General features: G+C 60.6%; 16 protein-coding genes. 5 read left to right on the plus strand and 11 right to left on the minus strand.

Features of this window, described 5'->3' with window-relative positions; translation table 11 throughout:
• Window positions 1–95 precede the first annotated feature (95 nt).
• A complete protein-coding gene (locus tag HZ99_RS15940) occupies window positions 96–725 on the plus strand; it encodes a TetR/AcrR family transcriptional regulator (RefSeq protein ID WP_038444288.1) in 630 nt (209 codons plus the stop codon).
• A gap of 123 nt (window positions 726–848) precedes the next feature.
• Here the strand turns inward: HZ99_RS15940 and HZ99_RS15945 are convergent, their stop codons facing one another.
• The 8 genes from HZ99_RS15945 to HZ99_RS15980 all read right to left on the minus strand — a co-directional run bounded on the left by HZ99_RS15945 (window position 849) and on the right by HZ99_RS15980 (window position 8071).
• Complete coding sequence (locus HZ99_RS15945; protein WP_003213899.1) at window positions 849–1064, minus strand: TOBE domain-containing protein; 216 nt, start codon at window positions 1062–1064, stop codon at window positions 849–851.
• Window positions 1065–1091: 27 nt separating this feature from the next.
• The gene (ssuB, locus tag HZ99_RS15950; protein ID WP_038444290.1) at window positions 1092–1898 is read right to left on the minus strand and encodes an aliphatic sulfonates ABC transporter ATP-binding protein; all 807 of its coding nucleotides are present in this window, start codon (window positions 1896–1898) and stop codon (window positions 1092–1094) included.
• A complete protein-coding gene (gene ssuC / locus HZ99_RS15955) occupies window positions 1895–2683 on the minus strand; it encodes an aliphatic sulfonate ABC transporter permease SsuC (RefSeq protein WP_038444293.1) in 789 nt (262 codons plus the stop codon). The genes ssuB and ssuC overlap by 4 nt, the downstream gene beginning before the upstream one ends.
• Before the next feature lie 9 nt (window positions 2684–2692).
• A complete protein-coding gene (gene ssuD / locus HZ99_RS15960) occupies window positions 2693–3841 on the minus strand; it encodes an FMNH2-dependent alkanesulfonate monooxygenase (protein ID WP_038444296.1) in 1149 nt (382 codons plus the stop codon).
• Between the two features lie 25 nt (window positions 3842–3866).
• The gene (locus tag HZ99_RS15965; RefSeq protein ID WP_038444298.1) at window positions 3867–4835 is read right to left on the minus strand and encodes a sulfonate ABC transporter substrate-binding protein; all 969 of its coding nucleotides are present in this window, start codon (window positions 4833–4835) and stop codon (window positions 3867–3869) included.
• Between the two features lie 93 nt (window positions 4836–4928).
• Entirely contained in the window at window positions 4929–5522 is a 594-nt protein-coding gene (gene ssuE, locus HZ99_RS15970; RefSeq protein ID WP_038444301.1) for an NADPH-dependent FMN reductase, read from the minus strand.
• A gap of 299 nt (window positions 5523–5821) precedes the next feature.
• On the minus strand, window positions 5822–6460 hold the full coding sequence (locus tag HZ99_RS15975; protein WP_038444304.1) for a peroxiredoxin: 639 nt from the start codon (window positions 6458–6460) through the stop codon (window positions 5822–5824).
• 276 nt (window positions 6461–6736) lie between these two features.
• The gene (locus HZ99_RS15980; protein WP_038444305.1) at window positions 6737–8071 is read right to left on the minus strand and encodes an OprD family porin; all 1335 of its coding nucleotides are present in this window, start codon (window positions 8069–8071) and stop codon (window positions 6737–6739) included.
• 369 nt (window positions 8072–8440) lie between these two features.
• Between HZ99_RS15980 and tauA the strand changes: the two genes are divergently transcribed.
• Window positions 8441–9427 (plus strand): taurine ABC transporter substrate-binding protein, encoded by a 987-nt coding sequence (gene tauA, locus HZ99_RS15985; RefSeq protein WP_038444307.1) that lies wholly within the window; start codon window positions 8441–8443, stop codon window positions 9425–9427.
• A gap of 132 nt (window positions 9428–9559) precedes the next feature.
• Here the strand turns inward: tauA and argA are convergent, their stop codons facing one another.
• Window positions 9560–10858 carry an amino-acid N-acetyltransferase gene (argA, locus tag HZ99_RS15990; protein WP_038444309.1) on the minus strand — a complete coding sequence of 433 codons (1299 nt, stop codon included), beginning with the start codon at window positions 10856–10858 and terminating at the stop codon, window positions 9560–9562.
• A gap of 134 nt (window positions 10859–10992) precedes the next feature.
• Complete coding sequence (gene argE / locus HZ99_RS15995; protein WP_038444311.1) at window positions 10993–12141, minus strand: acetylornithine deacetylase; 1149 nt, start codon at window positions 12139–12141, stop codon at window positions 10993–10995.
• A 160-nt stretch (window positions 12142–12301) separates the two neighbouring features.
• On the opposite strand from argE, the gene HZ99_RS16000 reads away from it, so the two are divergent.
• Entirely contained in the window at window positions 12302–13669 is a 1368-nt protein-coding gene (locus HZ99_RS16000) for an inorganic triphosphatase (protein WP_038444312.1), read from the plus strand.
• Window positions 13670–13753: 84 nt separating this feature from the next.
• Here the strand turns inward: HZ99_RS16000 and HZ99_RS16005 are convergent, their stop codons facing one another.
• On the minus strand, window positions 13754–14224 hold the full coding sequence (locus tag HZ99_RS16005; protein ID WP_038444314.1) for an Lrp/AsnC family transcriptional regulator: 471 nt from the start codon (window positions 14222–14224) through the stop codon (window positions 13754–13756).
• A 127-nt stretch (window positions 14225–14351) separates the two neighbouring features.
• On the opposite strand from HZ99_RS16005, the gene HZ99_RS16010 reads away from it, so the two are divergent.
• The gene (locus HZ99_RS16010; protein ID WP_038444316.1) at window positions 14352–14687 is read left to right on the plus strand and encodes a hypothetical protein; all 336 of its coding nucleotides are present in this window, start codon (window positions 14352–14354) and stop codon (window positions 14685–14687) included.
• A gap of 84 nt (window positions 14688–14771) precedes the next feature.
• On the plus strand, window positions 14772–16523 hold the full coding sequence (locus HZ99_RS16015; protein ID WP_038444318.1) for a GspE/PulE family protein: 1752 nt from the start codon (window positions 14772–14774) through the stop codon (window positions 16521–16523).
• Window positions 16524–16571: the final 48 nt, after the last annotated feature.

The following is a 16571-nucleotide window of genomic DNA, read 5'->3' on the forward strand; positions in this document are numbered from 1 at the left end:
CCGGCTTGTCGAATCGTCGCACCGCGGCGATCGCGGTTTGGCAGACAACACACCTTCCTGCTCATACAATGCCCGCTGCCTTGTAGGAGACGTTCATGACCACCCGCCCCGCCGCCCCTCGCAAACCCCGCGCCCGCAGCCAGGCCCGGATCGACGCGATCCTCGACGCCGCCCGCACCTTGCTGGCCGCCGAAGGGGTGGCCAGCCTGTCGATCTACAGCGTGGCCGAACGGGCGCAGATTCCGCCGTCCTCGGTGTATCACTTCTTTGCCAGCGTACCGGCCTTGCTCGAAGCCCTGACCGCAGACGTGCATGCTGCGTTTCGCGCCGCGCTGCAGGCCCCCATCGACCACGAAGCACTCCACCATTGGCGTGACCTGTCACACCTGGTCGAGTTGCGCATGCTGGCCATCTACAGCAAGGACGCCGCCGCCCGCCAGTTGATCCTCGCCCAGCACGGCCTCACCGAAGTGACCCAGGCCGACCGCCAGCATGACCTGGAGCTGGGGAACTTGATGCTGGAAGTGTTCAACCGCCACTTTGAAGTGCCGGTGCTACCGGCGGATGTGGATGTGTTCGCCCTGGCACTGGAACTGAGTGACCGCGTGTACGCACGCTCGGTGCATCAGCATGGGCAGATCACCCCACGCATGGCGGAGGAAGGGATGCGGGTATTCGATGCGTATGTGGGGCTTTATTTGCCGGTGTTTTTGCCTAAGCGATAAGTGTTGTCGTGGCTGGGCCGGCCTCTTCGCGAGCAAGCCCGCTCCCACATTCGACCGACTTCCCACATGGGAATGCGGTCGAATGTGGGAGCGGGCTTGCTCGCGATAGCGGTCTAAAGCCGATCACAGCTTGGCGATCGACACCTCGGTAGACTTCACAAACGCTATCACTTCACTACCAATCACCAGTTCCAGCTCTTTCACCGAGCGGGTGGTGATCACCGAAGTGACGATGCCCGACGCCGTCTGCACGTCGATTTCCGACAGTACGTCGCCTTCGACGATTTCCTTGATGGTGCCTTTGAACTGGTTACGCACGTTGATCGCTTTGATAGTCATGGTGTTATTCCTTAAAGGACAAGTGAGTTATTGCGCCCAACGCAATTGCGTAGGCAACGGTGAAACAGGTTCCGGCTCCGGCGGCGTACCGGGCAGTGACAGCACACGGTTGAGCACTTCGGTTTCCAGGGCTGCCAGGCGATGGGACCCTCGGACCCGCGGACGTGGCAGTTCCACATGCAGGTCGAGGCCGATTTCGCCGTCCTCGATCAGGATCACCCGGTCGGCAATGGCCACGGCTTCGCTGACGTCATGGGTCACCAGCAACACGGTAAAACCGTGTTTGCGCCACAGGCTTTCGATCAACTGCTGCATCTCGATGCGGGTCAGGGCATCCAGCGCACCCAAGGGTTCATCCAGCAGCAACAGGCGCGGCTGGTGAATCAGGGCGCGGGCCAGGGCCACCCGTTGTTTCTGACCGCCAGACAACGCCGCCGGCCATTCATCGGCACGCTCGGCCAGGCCGACCGCTTCCAGGGCCTCAAGGGCCTGTGGTCGCCAGTTGCCTTTAAGGCCCAGGCCGACGTTATCGATGATCTTTTTCCAGGGCAGCAGACGCGCCTCCTGGAACATCAGGCGCGTGTCCTCAAGCGCTTCGCTCAACGGCGCAGAGCCTGCGAGCAACTCGCCGCTGCTGGCGCGATCAAGCCCGGCCAGCAGGCGCAGCAAGGTACTTTTGCCACAGCCACTGCGCCCGACAACGGCCACGAACTGGCCCGCCGGGATATGCAGGTCGATCTCGCGCAGGACTTCCCGCGCGCCAAAGGCCTTGCGCAGTTTGCGCACCGCCAACGGAATGCCCCGCAGCAAACGAGGAGGTTGTTGAGCCGTCATGCCACACCTCCTTTTTGCACTTGATAGGCTGGATGCCAGCGCAGCCAAACCCGCTCCAGGCCGCGCGCCGCCAGGTCTGCCAACTTGCCGAGTAGCGCGTACAGCACGATCGCCAGCACCACCACGTCGGTTTGCAGGAATTCCCGGGCATTCATCGCCAGGTAGCCGATGCCGGAACTGGCGGAGATGGTTTCCGCCACGATCAGCGTCAGCCACATAAAGCCCAGGGCAAAGCGCACCCCCACCAGGATCGAGGGCAAGGCGCCGGGCAGGATCACCTGGCGAAACAGACTCAACCCCGACAAGCCGTAACTGCGCGCCATCTCCACCAGTGCCGGATCGACGTTGCGGATGCCGTGATAGGTGTTGAGGTAAATCGGGAACAGCGTGCCGAGGGCCACCAGGAAAATCTTCGCCGTCTCATCGATGCCAAACCACAGGATCACCAGCGGGATAAGCGCCAGATGCGGCACGTTGCGAATCATCTGCACCGAGCTGTCCAGCAGGCGCTCGCCCCATGTCGACAGGCCGGTGATAAAACCCAGGGCCAGGCCGATGCCACCGCCGATCACGAAGCCCAGGCCCGCGCGCCAGCCACTGATGGCCAGGTGGGTCCAGATTTCACCGCTGCTGACCAGGTGTACCCCGGCGGCAATCACCGCGCTGGGGGCCGGCAGAATCCGTGTCGACAACCAGCCCGCCGCCACCGACAACTGCCACACCGCCAGCAACAGGATCGGCAGCGCCCAGGGCGCCAGCCGATGCAGAATCCGTTGACTATTCATGATGGCCCCTCAGCTCTGCGACGCGGCTTTGGGAAGAATGTCGTTGGCCACCATCTCGCCAAACGGGCTGACGTAGCCGGCGCTTTTCGGCCGTTCGGGACGTTCGATATCCAGGTGCGGAAACAGCAATTCCGCGACCCGGTACGACTCCTCCAGGTGTGGATAACCGGAGAAGATAAAGGTGTCGATGCCCAGGTCCGCGTATTCCTTGACCCGCGCCGCCACCGTCGGGCCATCGCCCACCAGTGCCGTACCGGCGCCACCGCGGACCAGGCCGACGCCGGCCCACAGGTTGGGGCTGACTTCGAGGTTGTCGCGGCTACCGCCATGCAAGGCGGCCATGCGTTGCTGGCCTACGGAATCAAAGCGCGCCAGTGAGGCCTGGGCACGGGCGATGGTGTCGTCGTCCAGATGAGAGATCAGCTTGTCGGCGGCCTTCCACGCCTGCTCGTTGGTTTCACGCACGATCACATGCAAGCGAATGCCGAAGCGCACGGTACGTCCGAACTTGGCCGCCTTGGCCCGCACCTGCTGGATTTTTTCCGCCACCGCCGCCGGTGGTTCGCCCCAGGTCAGGACCATTTCCACTTGTTCGGCTGCCAGGTCCTGGGCCGCTTCGGATGAACCGCCGAAATACAGTGGCGGACGGGGCTGCTGGATCGGTGGATACAGCAGCTTGGCACCTTTGACGCTGATGTGCTGGCCGTCGTAGTCCACGGTTTCGCCTTCCAGCACGCGCCGCCAGATGCGGGTGAATTCCACCGAGGCCTGGTAGCGCTCCTCATGGCTGAGGAACAGGCCGTCACCGGCCAGTTCTTCTGGATCACCGCCGGTCACCAGGTTGAACAGTGCACGGCCGCCGGACAGCCGGTCCAGGGTCGCGGCCTGGCGCGCCGCCACCGTCGGGGAAATGATCCCGGGGCGCAGTGCCACCAAAAATTTCAAGCGCTGGGTCACCGGGATCAGCGAGGCAGCCACCAACCAGGAGTCTTCGCAGGAGCGGCCAGTGGGGATCAGCACCCCACCAAAGCCCAGGCGATCTGCCGCCTGAGCCACCTGTTGCAAATAACCGTGATCCACGGCGCGAGCGACTTCGGCGGTGCCAAGGTAATGGCCGTCGCCATGGGTAGGCAGGAACCAGAAAATAGTGAGGCTCATGGAGTTGTCTCCTGAAGAAGTCGGATTACGGCGCTTTGGCAACGGTCGCAGGTGGCGTCCAGATCACGTCCTTGATACTCAAGGGCTTGGGAATCAATTTGAGCTGGTAGAAGCTGTCAGCGATTTTCTGCTGGGCCGCGACCACTTCCGGGGTCAGGAACAGCGCGCCGTAGCCCTGGCGTTTCACCGAGGTCAGGGTGATGTCAGCCGGCAGGCCGAGCAGCGGGGCAACTTGTTCGGTGACTTCCTGGGGGTTGGCCTTGGACCACTCGCCCACGGCCCGCACTTCTTCGACCAACGCCTTGATCACCTGCGGATGCTTTTCGGTGTAAGGCTTGGTGGCCAGGTAGAACTGATGGTTGTCGGCAATGCCGGTGGCGTCACGCAGGGTGCGTGCTTGCAGTTGCTTCTCCGCCGCCGCCTGGTACGGGTCCCAGATCACCCAGGCGTCGACACTGCCGCGCTCGAAGGCGGCACGGGCGTCGGCGGGTGGCAGGAACACGGTCTGCACATCGGTGTATTTCAGGCCGGCATCTTCCAGGGCACGTACCAGCAGGTAGTGCACGTTGGAACCTTTATTGAGCACGACTTTCTTGCCCTTGAGCTCGGCCACCGATTTGATCGGCGAGCCCTTGGGTACCAGGATCGCCTCGCTGGTCGGTGCCGGCGGTTCGTAGGCGACGTAGAGCAGATCGGCACCCGCGGCCTGGGCGAACACCGGTGGGGTTTCACCGGTGACGCCAAAGTCGATGGAGCCGACATTCAGCCCTTCAAGCAACTGCGGGCCACCGGGGAATTCGGTCCACTGCACGTTCACGCCCTGGTCAGCCAGGCGCTTTTCCAAGGTGCCCTTGGCCTTGAGCAGCACCAGGGTGCCGTATTTCTGGTAGCCGATCCGCAGGGTTTCAGCCGCTTGAGCCTGAACAATGGCGCCGAAGGACACAGTCGCAGCAAACAGTGCGACCAGGCCCCGACGCAAGATGATAGTGCGCATGGCGCTCTCCAAATTGACGATGAGGGTTGTGGCTGCACCTGCTTGGCCGTTGGCGGCTGAGTAAGGTGAGGGTTTCTGGTATTCGGGTGCGGTTCAGATGCTCCAGCGAGCACTCAACAAACGTTCATTCAACACATGGGGGTCCAGCGGTTGCGGGCGGCGGGCCATGGCGCTGTAGAACTGCTCCAGGGCTTCGCTCAAGCGTTGTTCCAGGATTGGCACCAACTGCGCCTGGGCACTGCCTTCACCGTAGGCAATCTGGCTGTCTTCGGCAAAAATCCCGTGCAGCAGCTCCTGGGCTTTCAGCGCCGACAGCACGGGCTTCAAGGCGTAGTCCACCGCCAGCATGTGGGCAATGCTGCCGCCAGTGGCCATGGGCAGTACCACCTTGTGGGCCAGGGCCCGTTCCGGCAGCAGGTCGAGGACTGTTTTCAATGCGCCGGAAAACGACGCCTTGTAGACCGGCGTGGCGATCAGCAGACCATCGGCGTTGGCCACCTGGGCCAGCAGGTCGAGGACCTTCGGACTGTCGAAGCGCGCATACAATAGATCTTCGGCCGGGAAGTCCCGCACCTGATAACTCACCACTTCCACGCCTTGCTGCTGCAACCAGCGCCGGGAATGATCCAGCAAGACCCCGGAGCGGGAACGCTGACTGGGGCTGCCACCAAGTGTTACGACCAGCATCTGGAGTTTCCTTGAGCAAGTTTCGGCGGTTCGCGGTGCGGCGATGGCGCCAAGATGGAACAGACCTTAGCAGCAGATTTATATATCTATAAATCTTATTTTTTCATTTGTTTATTCTTAAACTGCATATAAAAAGATCATTTCCCAGGCGAAAAAAAAGGCCGTGGAGACGGCCTGAAAACCCCTGCTGTGTGAGCACTGAAATGCGGTCCCACTGTAGGAGCTGGCTTGCCAGCGATGGCGGCCTGTCAGTTGACACCGCTATCGCTGGCAAGCCAGCTCCTACATGGGCTGATGCGTTAGCGGTTGGGTTGTGGGGTCAGCCGCAGGTACGGCTTGACCGCACGGTAGCCCTTGGGAAAGCGCTTCTTGATCTCTTCCTCATCCTTGAGCGAAGGCACGATCACCACTTCATCGCCGTCCTGCCAGTTGGCTGGGGTGGCGACTTTGTAGTTGTCGGTCAGCTGCAATGAGTCGATGACCCGCAGGATTTCGTGGAAATTGCGCCCGGTACTGGCCGGGTAGGTAATGGTCAGGCGAATCTTTTTGTTCGGGTCGATCACGAATAGCGAACGCACGGTGAGGGTGTCATTGGCGTTGGGGTGGATCAGGTCGTACAGGTCCGAGACTTTGCGATCGGCGTCGGCCAGGATCGGGAAGTTGACGAGGGTGTGCTGGGTTTCGTTGATGTCCTCGATCCACTTGTGGTGGGAGTCCACAGGGTCCACCGACAGGGCGATGGCCTTGACCCCACGCTGGGCAAATTCGTCCTTGAGCTTGGCAGTGAAGCCCAGCTCGGTGGTGCACACCGGGGTGAAGTCCGCCGGGTGGGAAAACAACACGCCCCAGCTGTCGCCCAGCCACTCGTGGAAACGAATCTTGCCGGCGCTGGAATCCTGTTCAAAGTCGGGGGCGATATCGCCCAGTCTGAGGCTCATGGTGTGGCTCCTGATGAGTGCTTATGGAGCCCACTGTGCCTGTGCTGCTGAAAATTTAAAAAGAATAAATATCGATTTATTTAGACGATAAATGAATATTAAAAATCTGTTCACTGGACCGCAACCCAGGTGCAGACGAACATGCACCCAAGGTTCGAGAAGGCCTTGAGACGCTGTAAAAAGAGGGGTTCAGGAAGGGCTTGCGGGGGTTGAGCCCGACTTGGAAGCAACAGCACCTTGCCCGGCATTGCGCCGGGCAAGGTTTTACAGCAGGTCTTACAAGATCGGCAGGGTGTAGCTGACGATCAGACGGTTTTCGTCCTGGTCACGCTGGGAAGCAACCTGGGAGCGCAGCGAGGCGTTTTTCCACGCCAGGCCCAGGCCCTTGAAGGTGCCTCCCGGGATTACGTAGCCGAGGTTGAAGTCACGTTCCCACTCGCTTTTGTCACCGGTCACGGTGGCAATGTTGTCACCCTTGAGGTAGACCACGGAGGTGGTCAGGCCTGGCAAACCGATGGTTGCGAAGTCATAAGCGTACTGGGCCAACCAGGTACGCTCGCCGGCGCGCTGGAACTTGCCGATCTGCACGTCAGTGATCAGGTACGAAGAAGCACCGTCACCCTGGTTGAGGAACGGGAAGTCGCTGGTGCCATTGACACGCTGGTAGCCGGCACTGATCGCGTGGCCTTGCAGGCTGTACGTGAACTTGGCGCTCCAGGTGCGGTTGTCGACTTCGCCGCCATTCTGGTAGCCCGACGCACGGTAGCCGGCAATGCGACCTTCCTGGCTCGAGTTCTTGCCATCGGAGTCACTGTTGAAGTAACGCAGGTCGGACTTGATGCTGCCCACTGGCAGTTCCCAGTTGTGGGTCAGGCCCAGGAAGTGCTGCTTGTAGAAGTCGGACAGGTTGCCGTAGTAGTACTGGGCTACCAGGTCCTTGGTGATCTTGTAATCACCACCGGCATAATAGAACTCGTTGCTACGTGCGTTGGCGGTGGCGGTGCGGGTTGCACCGTTGGAGCCCGCGATAGTCAGCGAGTCATTGTTGCTGGAGTTACGACCTTTAGCGTGTTCCAACTTACCGCCAACCAGGGTCAGGTTGTCGATTTCGTTGGAAGTGATCTGGCCACCTTCAAAGGTTTGTGGCAGCAGACGACCGTCGTTGGAAGTCACTACCGGCAGTTTCGGCAGCAAGGTACCCAGTTTCAGTTCGGTCTTGGAAATCTTGACCTTGCCGGTCAGGCCCAGGCTAGCGAAATCGTCTACCGCACGACCGTCGCTGTCGCTTGGGAAAACAACGCCACCTTTGTTGGCGCTGTTGTTGTTGTAGGCGGTGCCTTTACCGGAGTCCAGCTTGACGCCGTACAGGCCGATCGCATCAACACCGAAGCCAACGGTGCCTTGGGTATAGCCCGAGGCGAAGTTGAAGATGAAACCCTGGCCCCATTCTTCCTGCTTGGAAGGCTTGGCGGTGCCATTACGGTTATCTTGGTTGATATAGAAATTACGTGCAGTAACGCTTGCCTTGCTGTCTTCAACAAAACCAGCGGCGCCAGCTTGCTGGGCCAAAACCCCAGCCGCGACGGCGAACGCCAATGTGGACTTCTTCATGTACCGCTCCTCTCGTTTCTAATTTTTGTAGTTCTTTGGTCTCGGGTCTGACGCCCTTGATCCACAGATGCGCGATTAGCGCCAGATCGTGACTGACAAGTCAATCGTAACCTTGTGTGTCTACTACCTTCGTCTAATCGCAGTTGATTTGGTCCCTGCAGGGTAATGAGTTTTTCATACACCCAAAAAGAATTATTTCATCCTTTTTCATACCATTCAGGAATAACACTTTCCATGGGGCAACAAACCCGCAACGGGGTATCGCTCCATAAGCTAATTACTAAAGGGTATTTGTTAGCCGTTTTTTAGATCGTTTAGTGTGAACTGAAGTTTGCACACGTCACTCACGATCAAAAAGGCGACGCCATCATGGCCAAACGCGCATCCTCTAGTCAATTTGTTACAGTTTTACTATCACTTACAATTTCTTTTGGGGCGCAGGCGGCCAACCTCACTGTCGGTTATCAGACCGGCATTGACCCGAGCAAAGTGCCCCAGGCCGACGGTCTGTATGAGCAGGTCATCGGCGAGAAGATCGACTGGCGCCGCTTCAACAGCGGCCCGGAAGTCGTCACCGCGATTGCCTCCGGCGATGTACAGATCGGCAACCTAGGCTCCAGCCCGTTGGCGGCCGCCGCATCCCGTAACCTACCCATCGTAGCGTTCATCGTATCGGCCCAGATCAATAGTTCTGAAGCTTTGGTGGTGCGCAACGGCAGCCATATTGACGCACCTAAAGACCTGATCGGCAAAACCATTGCTACACCTTTTGTCTCCACATCCCACTACAGCCTGCTCGGGGCCTTGAAACACTGGGGCCTGGATACCCGCCAGGTCAAAGTGGTGAACCTGCAACCGGGCGAAATTGCCGCAGCCTGGAAACGCGGGGATATCGACGGTGCCTTTGTCTGGTCGCCGGCCCTGGGGGAAATCCGCAAGACCGGCAAGACGCTGACCGACGCGGCCGAGGTGGGCCGATGGGGCGCGCCGACGTTCGAAGTGTGGGTGGCGCGCAAGGATTTTGCCGAGAAGCATCCAGAGGTCGTGGCCAAGTTTGCCAAGGTCACGCTTGATTCGTTTGCCGAGTATGCGGCCAATAAAGCCAGCTGGACGGCGGACTCGGTGCCAGTGCAGAAGATTGCCCGCTTGACCGGTGCGAACGCCGCAGATATCCCAGAGTTACTGGAGGGCAGCACTTTCCCGGATGCCCAGGCGCAGCAAACCGGCGCCTTGCTCAACGGCGGGACGGCCAAGGCCATCGGGGAAACGGCGAAGTTTCTCAAGGAACAAGGGAAGGTAGAGACAGTACTACCGGACTATTCCGCCTATGTGACCGGAAAGTTCGTCAAAGAATAATCCGGACAAAGAATGTGGGAGCGGGCTTGCTCGCGAAGGCGGTGTGCCAGTCAATAAATGTGCTGACTGACACACGGCCTTCGCGAGCAAGCCCGCTCCCACATTAGGTATTGGATGTACCGAATACCGTGTTTACAGGGTCTTCTCGAAGATCTTCGAGTTGCGCTGGAAGTTGTACAGCGACGCCCGCGCCGACGGCAGGCGATCCACGCTGCTGGGCACAAAACCACGCTCGCGAAACCAATGGGCGGTACGGGTCGTCAGCACGAACAGGGTCTTCAAGCCTTGGGTGCGGGCGCGGGTTTCGATGCGCTCCAGCAGCTCATCGCCACGGCCGCCATGACGATATTCCGGATTGACCGCCAGGCATGCCAGCTCGCCAGCATCCGAATCGGCAATCGGGTACAGCGCGGCGCAAGCGATGATCATGCCTTCGCGTTCCACCACGCTGAACTGCTCGATTTCCCGCTCCAGCACTTCCCGCGAACGGCGCACCAGAATCCCTTGCTCTTCCAGCGGGCTGATCAGGTCCAGCAGGCCGCCGACATCTTCAATCGCTGCCTCGCGCACCCGTTCGAACTGCTCCTGGGCCACCAGCGTACCGCCGCCGTCCCGGGTAAAAAGTTCAGTCAGCAACGCACCATCTTCTACATAACTGACGATATGGCTGCGACCCACGCCTCCACGACAGGCCTCGGCCGCCGCATCCAGCAATTCGGCCTGGTAGTTATTGCCCAGGCGTTGCAGGTGTGCCGGCACTTGTTGCGGGCGCAGTTCACGCACCAGGCGGCCGTTTTCGTCGATCAGGCCCAGGTCGGCGCCAAACAGCAGCAACTTGTCGGCCCCCAGGTCGATGGCGGCGCGGGTGGCGACGTCTTCACAAGCGAGGTTGAAAATCTCCCCGGTCGGCGAATAGCCCAGAGGCGACAGCACGACGATGGAGCGCTCGTCCAACAGGCGGTTGATGCCTTTGCGGTCGACCCGGCGCACTTCACCGGTGTGGTGGTAATCGATGCCGTCCAGCACACCGATCGGCCGCGCAGTCACCAGGTTGCCACTGGCCACCCGCAGGCGGGAGCCCTGCATCGGCGAGGACGCCATGTCCATGGACAGCCGCGCTTCAATGGCGATGCGCAAATGGCCGACCGCGTCGATCACGCACTCCAGGGTCGCCGCATCGGTGATGCGCATCCCGTCGTGGTAATGCGGGGTCAGGCCGCGAGCGGCGAGGCGGGCTTCGATTTGCGGACGCGAACCATGCACCAGCACCAGTCGCACGCCGAGGCTGTGCAGCAGCACCAGGTCGTGGACGATATTGCCGAAGTTGGGGTGATCCACACCATCGCCCGGCAACATGACCACAAAGGTGCAGTCGCGGTGGGCATTGATGTAGGGCGAAGCGTGACGAAGCCAATTGACGTATTCGGGCATAAACCTGGGCCTGTAATAAAAAGCAGCCAAAAAAGGATGAATCGCTAAACGCACAGCGGGCTGATGGTTATCGTCGGAACAGGCTTGGCGACACGCTCGCTCTCCTTCTATGTACGGGGTGCAATGGGGTTAATTTATGCAGACTTGAGGCAGTAGTGTTCAATCAATTCCCGCAATAGACGCACTGTAGGCGTCAAGCGTGACATTTCAAGGTACTCGCCCGGCTGGTGGGCACAGGCGATATCCCCAGGGCCGAGCACCAGGGTTTCACAACCAAGGCGCTGAAGATAAGGCGCTTCAGTGCCGAACGCCACTGCTTCGGCACGATGGCCGGTCAACCGTTCCGCGACCCGCACCAGCTCGGCGTCTTCCGGCTGTTCGAAGGGCGGCACCTCGGGGAACAGCGGTGCGTAGTCGATTTTTACTTGATGGCGCTCGGCGATAGGCTGCAGTTTCTGGCCAATGGCGTCGCGCAACACCTGAGGGTCCATACCGGGCAAAGGCCGCAGATCGAACTCCAGGGAACACTGGCCGCATATCCGGTTGGGGTTGTCGCCGCCATGGATGCAACCAAAGTTCAGGGTCGGTTGGGGTACCGTGAATTGTGGGTTGCGATACTCCCGCTGCCAGGCCAGGCGCAGGCCACGCAACTCGCCCATGGCGTCATGCATGGCTTCGAGGGCGCTGTGGCCCAGGCTCGGATCCGACGAATGGCCACTGCGTCCGAGGATATCGATGCGCTCCATCATCACGCCCTTGTGCAGGCGAATCGGCTTGAGCCCTGTGGGCTCGCCGATCACCGCCGCACGCCCCAGGGGACGGCCGGCCGCAGCCAGGGCGCGGGCGCCGGCCATGGAGCTTTCTTCATCGCAGGTGGCGAGAATCAACAGGGGCTGCCTGAAGGGTTGATCCAGCAGCGGCAGAACCGCTTCGATGGCCAGTGCGAAAAAACCCTTCATGTCGCAACTGCCCAGCCCTACCCAACGGCCATCCACTTCCGTCAGCCTCAAAGGATCGGTCTGCCACAGCGCTTCGTCGTACGGCACGGTATCGCTATGCCCCGCCAGCACCAGGCCACCGGGGCCACTGCCGAAGCTGGCCAACAGGTTGAATTTGCCGGGGCTGACCTGCTGGATCTCGCACTCAAAACCCAAGTCGCCAAGCCAGGTGGCGAGCAAATCGATCACCGGGCGGTTGGTCTGGTCGAGAGACGCTTGGGTGCAACTGACAGAAGGCGCAGCAATCAGTGCAGCAAATTGTTCTTTCATGGACGGTAAAGGCATGTGCTGTCTCTCGACTTCCACAGATGAAACCCATCATAGAACCATCTGCGCTGCACAATAAACCCGTGGCGGCACGTTGCCCGGCTCAGTCCTGTACACTGCACGGCCTTGGCAGCCACCTATTCCCCCGGCTGCACTCCCGATCCTGGATGTTCCGGCCATGCAAAAAGAAACCGAAATCAAGCTCCGCGTCAGCCGCGAGACCCTCGCCGCGCTGCGTGAGCACCCGCTCCTGAAAAAACGCAACAAAAGTGGCTGGGAACGCCGTGAGTTGATGAACCAGTACTTCGATACCCCCGAGCGCGACCTGGCTCAGGCCAAGGTTGCCCTGCGCCTGCGCAAGGATGGCGACGAAGTGATCCAGACCCTCAAGACCCGCGGCCACAGCGTTGCCGGCTTGTCGCAGCGTAATGAGTACGACTGGAAACTGCCCAAGGCCAAGCTGGATGTAAAAAAACTCGATGGCGAATGCTGGCCCGAGCAACTGGCCGGGCTGGACAAGAAGACCCTCAAGCCGATCTTCACCACCGACTTCGTGCGCGAACGCGCCGAAATCGCCTGGGGCCGTGGCAAGGCCAAGGTGGTGATCGAAGCCGCCCTGGACCTGGGCCAGGTGATTGCCGGTAAGCAGAAGGAAGAAATCTGCGAGTTGGAGCTGGAACTGCGCGAAGGCGAGCCCGCCGCCCTGCTGGAGCTGGCTGCCGAACTGGCCCAGACCCTGGCACTGATGCCGTGCGATATCAGCAAGGCCGAGCGCGGCTACCGTCTGTTCGACGCCAACAGCTATTCCCTGAGCCTGCCGGCCCCGCAACTGCAACCACAGATGCCCCTGGACGACGCCTTCGCCGCCCTCACCTGGCATCTGCTGGGGAGCAGCCAGCGCCTGGCCGAACAGTACCGCTTCAACGGACACTGGCGCCTGCTGCAGGACTGGGTAGAAAACCTCGCAGAAATGCGGGCCCTGATCGGCAGCCTCGGCCAGGCCGCGCCACGCCAGGCTACCAGCGAGCTGCGCAGCGCCCTCGATGCCCTGCTGGAAGACTGGCGCCCGCTGGTCCAGGCCGGTGAAGATGATGAAGACGTGCGCAAAGCCGCGCCGGAGCAGTTCCTTGAAGAATTGACCGACGTGCGCTGGGGCCTGTTCTCACTGAACACTTCGCGCTGGCTGCTGGCCCGCACCTGGACCCTGGACCGCAATGTGCGCGGCAACCGCCAGGGCGCCGCCCAGGTCGCCAACTGGCTGCCGCGTCTGCTGGCCGACGAAGCCGTCGCCCTGCGCCTGCCACGCTACCAGCAACAGCCCGAAGACCTGGCCGAGCAACTGCCGCGCATCGAGCGTCTGCAGGCTTGGCTGCACCATGCCCGGCACCTGCTGGAGATCCCGGAACTGGACCGTTTGTACGGCGAGTTGAACAAGTTGGCGGCACTGGCCAACCAGCCAATTACTGATGAGTCGCTGGATGCGCGGATGCATCAGGTGATTGCGGTGTATCAGAACCGTGCCTGGAAGACTTTGCTGCGTCTGTAAGATTGCTATCGCGGGCAAGCCCGCTCCCACATTGGAATGCCTTTTCCTGTGAGAGCGGGCTTGCCCGCGATAATGCCTGCACTTTCAACGCAACACTGGCAGGCTGGTGGTCGACTTGATTTCCGACAATGCCACAATCGAATTGACCTCTTGTATCCCCGGCACCATCGACAGTTTCTCAAAGAAAAACCGCTCATACGCCTCGATATCCGAGGTAACAATGCGCAACAGAAAGTCCACCGCCCCCATCAGCACATAACACTCCAGCACCTCCGGGAACCCGCGAATCGCCTCGGTGAACTCCGTGAAGTTGGAGCGCCCGTGGGCGTTGAGTTTGACCTCGGCAAAGATCTGCGTGTTGAGGCCAATCTTCTTGCGATCGAGCAACGTCACCTGGGCGCGAATCACCCCCTCTTCCTTGAGCCGCTGGATCCGCCGCCAGCAGGGCGACTGCGATAGCCCGACCTGCTCGGCAATCTGCGCGCTGGAGAGTGACGCGTCTTCCTGGAGCAGTGCCAGGATACGGCGGTCATACATGTCCAACTCACTATGCATAAAAATTCCCTTAAATCTGGCTTCTGCAAATTGCACTATTCATTTATAAGGCATATCAATTAAACATAGATAAGAAATACCCCACAGCCCATGTAAAAATTTCTCCAGTCAAACCTGGAGAACATCCATGCATTCAGTCCCAGCCAGCCCCACCACCCGCGTCGATGCCTGGGCCGCGAGCAACAGCCATTGCCAGGCGCGCTACCAGATCCTCGCCGAAGCCGAGCCTGATGTGCTGTGCCGGATCCTCAATTACTTCGCCTTGCAGTTCCTCGTGCCGCAACAGGTAAACGTGACCCGCGACCATGACCTGCTGAACATCGACGTGGTGATGGACGACCTGAGCTGGCACCGCGCCCAAGTGATCGGTGAAAAACTTCGTAACCTGATCAGCGTGTGCTCGCTGGAGCTGCAACCCGTTGAATCCACACGGCTGCAAACCGTACTGGCGGCAGCTCAGTAAAAGCCGGCAATAACCCTCTGGGCGACAGCGGTCAGGATCGGACTAGCCTTGGCACCACCGCTTGAAACCGCCCAGGAAACCGCTATGCCCGTAGCGCCAGAACTTCAGGATCGCAAGCTTTGCCTCGACGAACTGCTGCCCGCCCTCACCGCTCACGGCCTGATCGACACAGCCCTGGCCGAGCGCTTGCGGCGTACCCCGGCCAATGGCTTGCATCCGCTGGAGCTTCTCGCCGGCCAGTCACTGCCCGACCCCACACGGCCCGGCATGTCGCTGTCCCTGGAGCGGCTGACGGAGTGGCTCTCCAGTCATGTGGGGCAGCCCTATCTACGCATCGACCCACTGAAGATCGATGCAGCGAGCGTGGTACCGCTGATGTCCCACGCCTACGCCCAACGCCACCATATCCTTGCCGTCGCCCTTGATCGCGACAGCGTGACCGTGGCCAGTGCCGAACCTTACCTGCGTGACTGGGAAGCGGGACTGGCCCATGTGTTGAAGCGTTCGATCAAGCGCGTACTGGCCAACCCCCAGGCGATCCGCAGTTGCACCCAGGAGTTCTTCCGTCTGGCCAGGTCGGTCAGCGGGGCCGACCAGACCAACCCCATGGCGCCCCCCGTCGAGCCAATGCTCAACCTCGGTACCGGTGATCAGGAGCCTGATGCCAACGACGCGCATATCGTCAACATTGTCGATTGGTTGCTGCAATTTGCCTTTGGCCAGCGCGCCAGCGACATCCATATCGAGCCCGGCGCCGACCAGGGACGCGTGCGCTTGCGTATCGATGGGTTGCTGAACGATGTCTATCAGTTTCCGCCCCAGGTCACGACCGCCGTGGTCAGCCGCCTGAAAAGCCTTGGGCGGATGAATGTCGCAGAGAAGCGCAAGCCCCAGGACGGCCGGGTCAAGACCAGGACGCCCACGGGTATCGAAGTGGAGCTGCGCCTTTCGACCCTGCCCACGGCCTTCGGCGAGAAACTGGTGATGCGGATTTTCGATCCCCAGGTACTGCTCCAGGATTTCCGGCAACTGGGGCTTTCCACCGATGACCTGCAGCGCTGGCAGTACATGACCGGCCAGGCCAACGGTATCATTCTGGTCACCGGTCCCACTGGGTCAGGCAAGACCAGCACGCTCTATACCACCCTGCGGCAACTGGCGGCCCGCACAGTGAACCTGTGCACGGTGGAAGACCCTATCGAGATGGTGGAACCGGCCTTCAACCAGATGCAGGTCCAGCACAATATCGACCTGACCTTCGCCAGCGGCATCCGCGCACTGATGCGCCAGGACCCGGACATCATCATGATTGGCGAGATCCGTGACCTGGAAACCGCTGAAATGGCGATCCAGGCGGCATTGACCGGCCACCTGGTGCTGTCGACCCTGCACACCAACGACGCTCCCAGCGCGGTAAGCCGCTTGCTGGAGCTGGGCATTCCCCATTACCTGATCAAGGCCACCCTGCTTGGGGTCATGGCCCAGCGCCTGGTTCGGCGATTATGTCCGCAGTGTAAAAGCCCGGTGGTGTTGAACCAGGACGATTGGCACAGCGCCACCCAGTCATGTACACCGCCGCCCACCCACGCCTACCGGGCCAATGGTTGCGTGGAGTGCCGGGACAGCGGCTATCACGGGCGCATCGGGGTCTACGAAATCATGCTGATGAATGACGCAGCCAAGGCCCTGGTCAGCGCCGACACCGACCTGCAGGCATTGCGCCGCGAGGCGCTCAAGGGCGGCATGCACAGCCTGCGCCTGGCGGGTGCGCACAAGGTGGCTGCGGGGCTGACTACCCTGGAAGAAGTGATACGGGTCACACCGGCGAACGAGTAAACCGTTCTTATCTGCGACAAGCCCGTTACAATCGACAGACTTCGCGTC

The sequence above is a fragment of the Pseudomonas fluorescens genome (assembly GCF_000730425.1).
Classification (GTDB): Bacteria; Pseudomonadota; Gammaproteobacteria; order Pseudomonadales; family Pseudomonadaceae; genus Aquipseudomonas; species Aquipseudomonas fluorescens_X.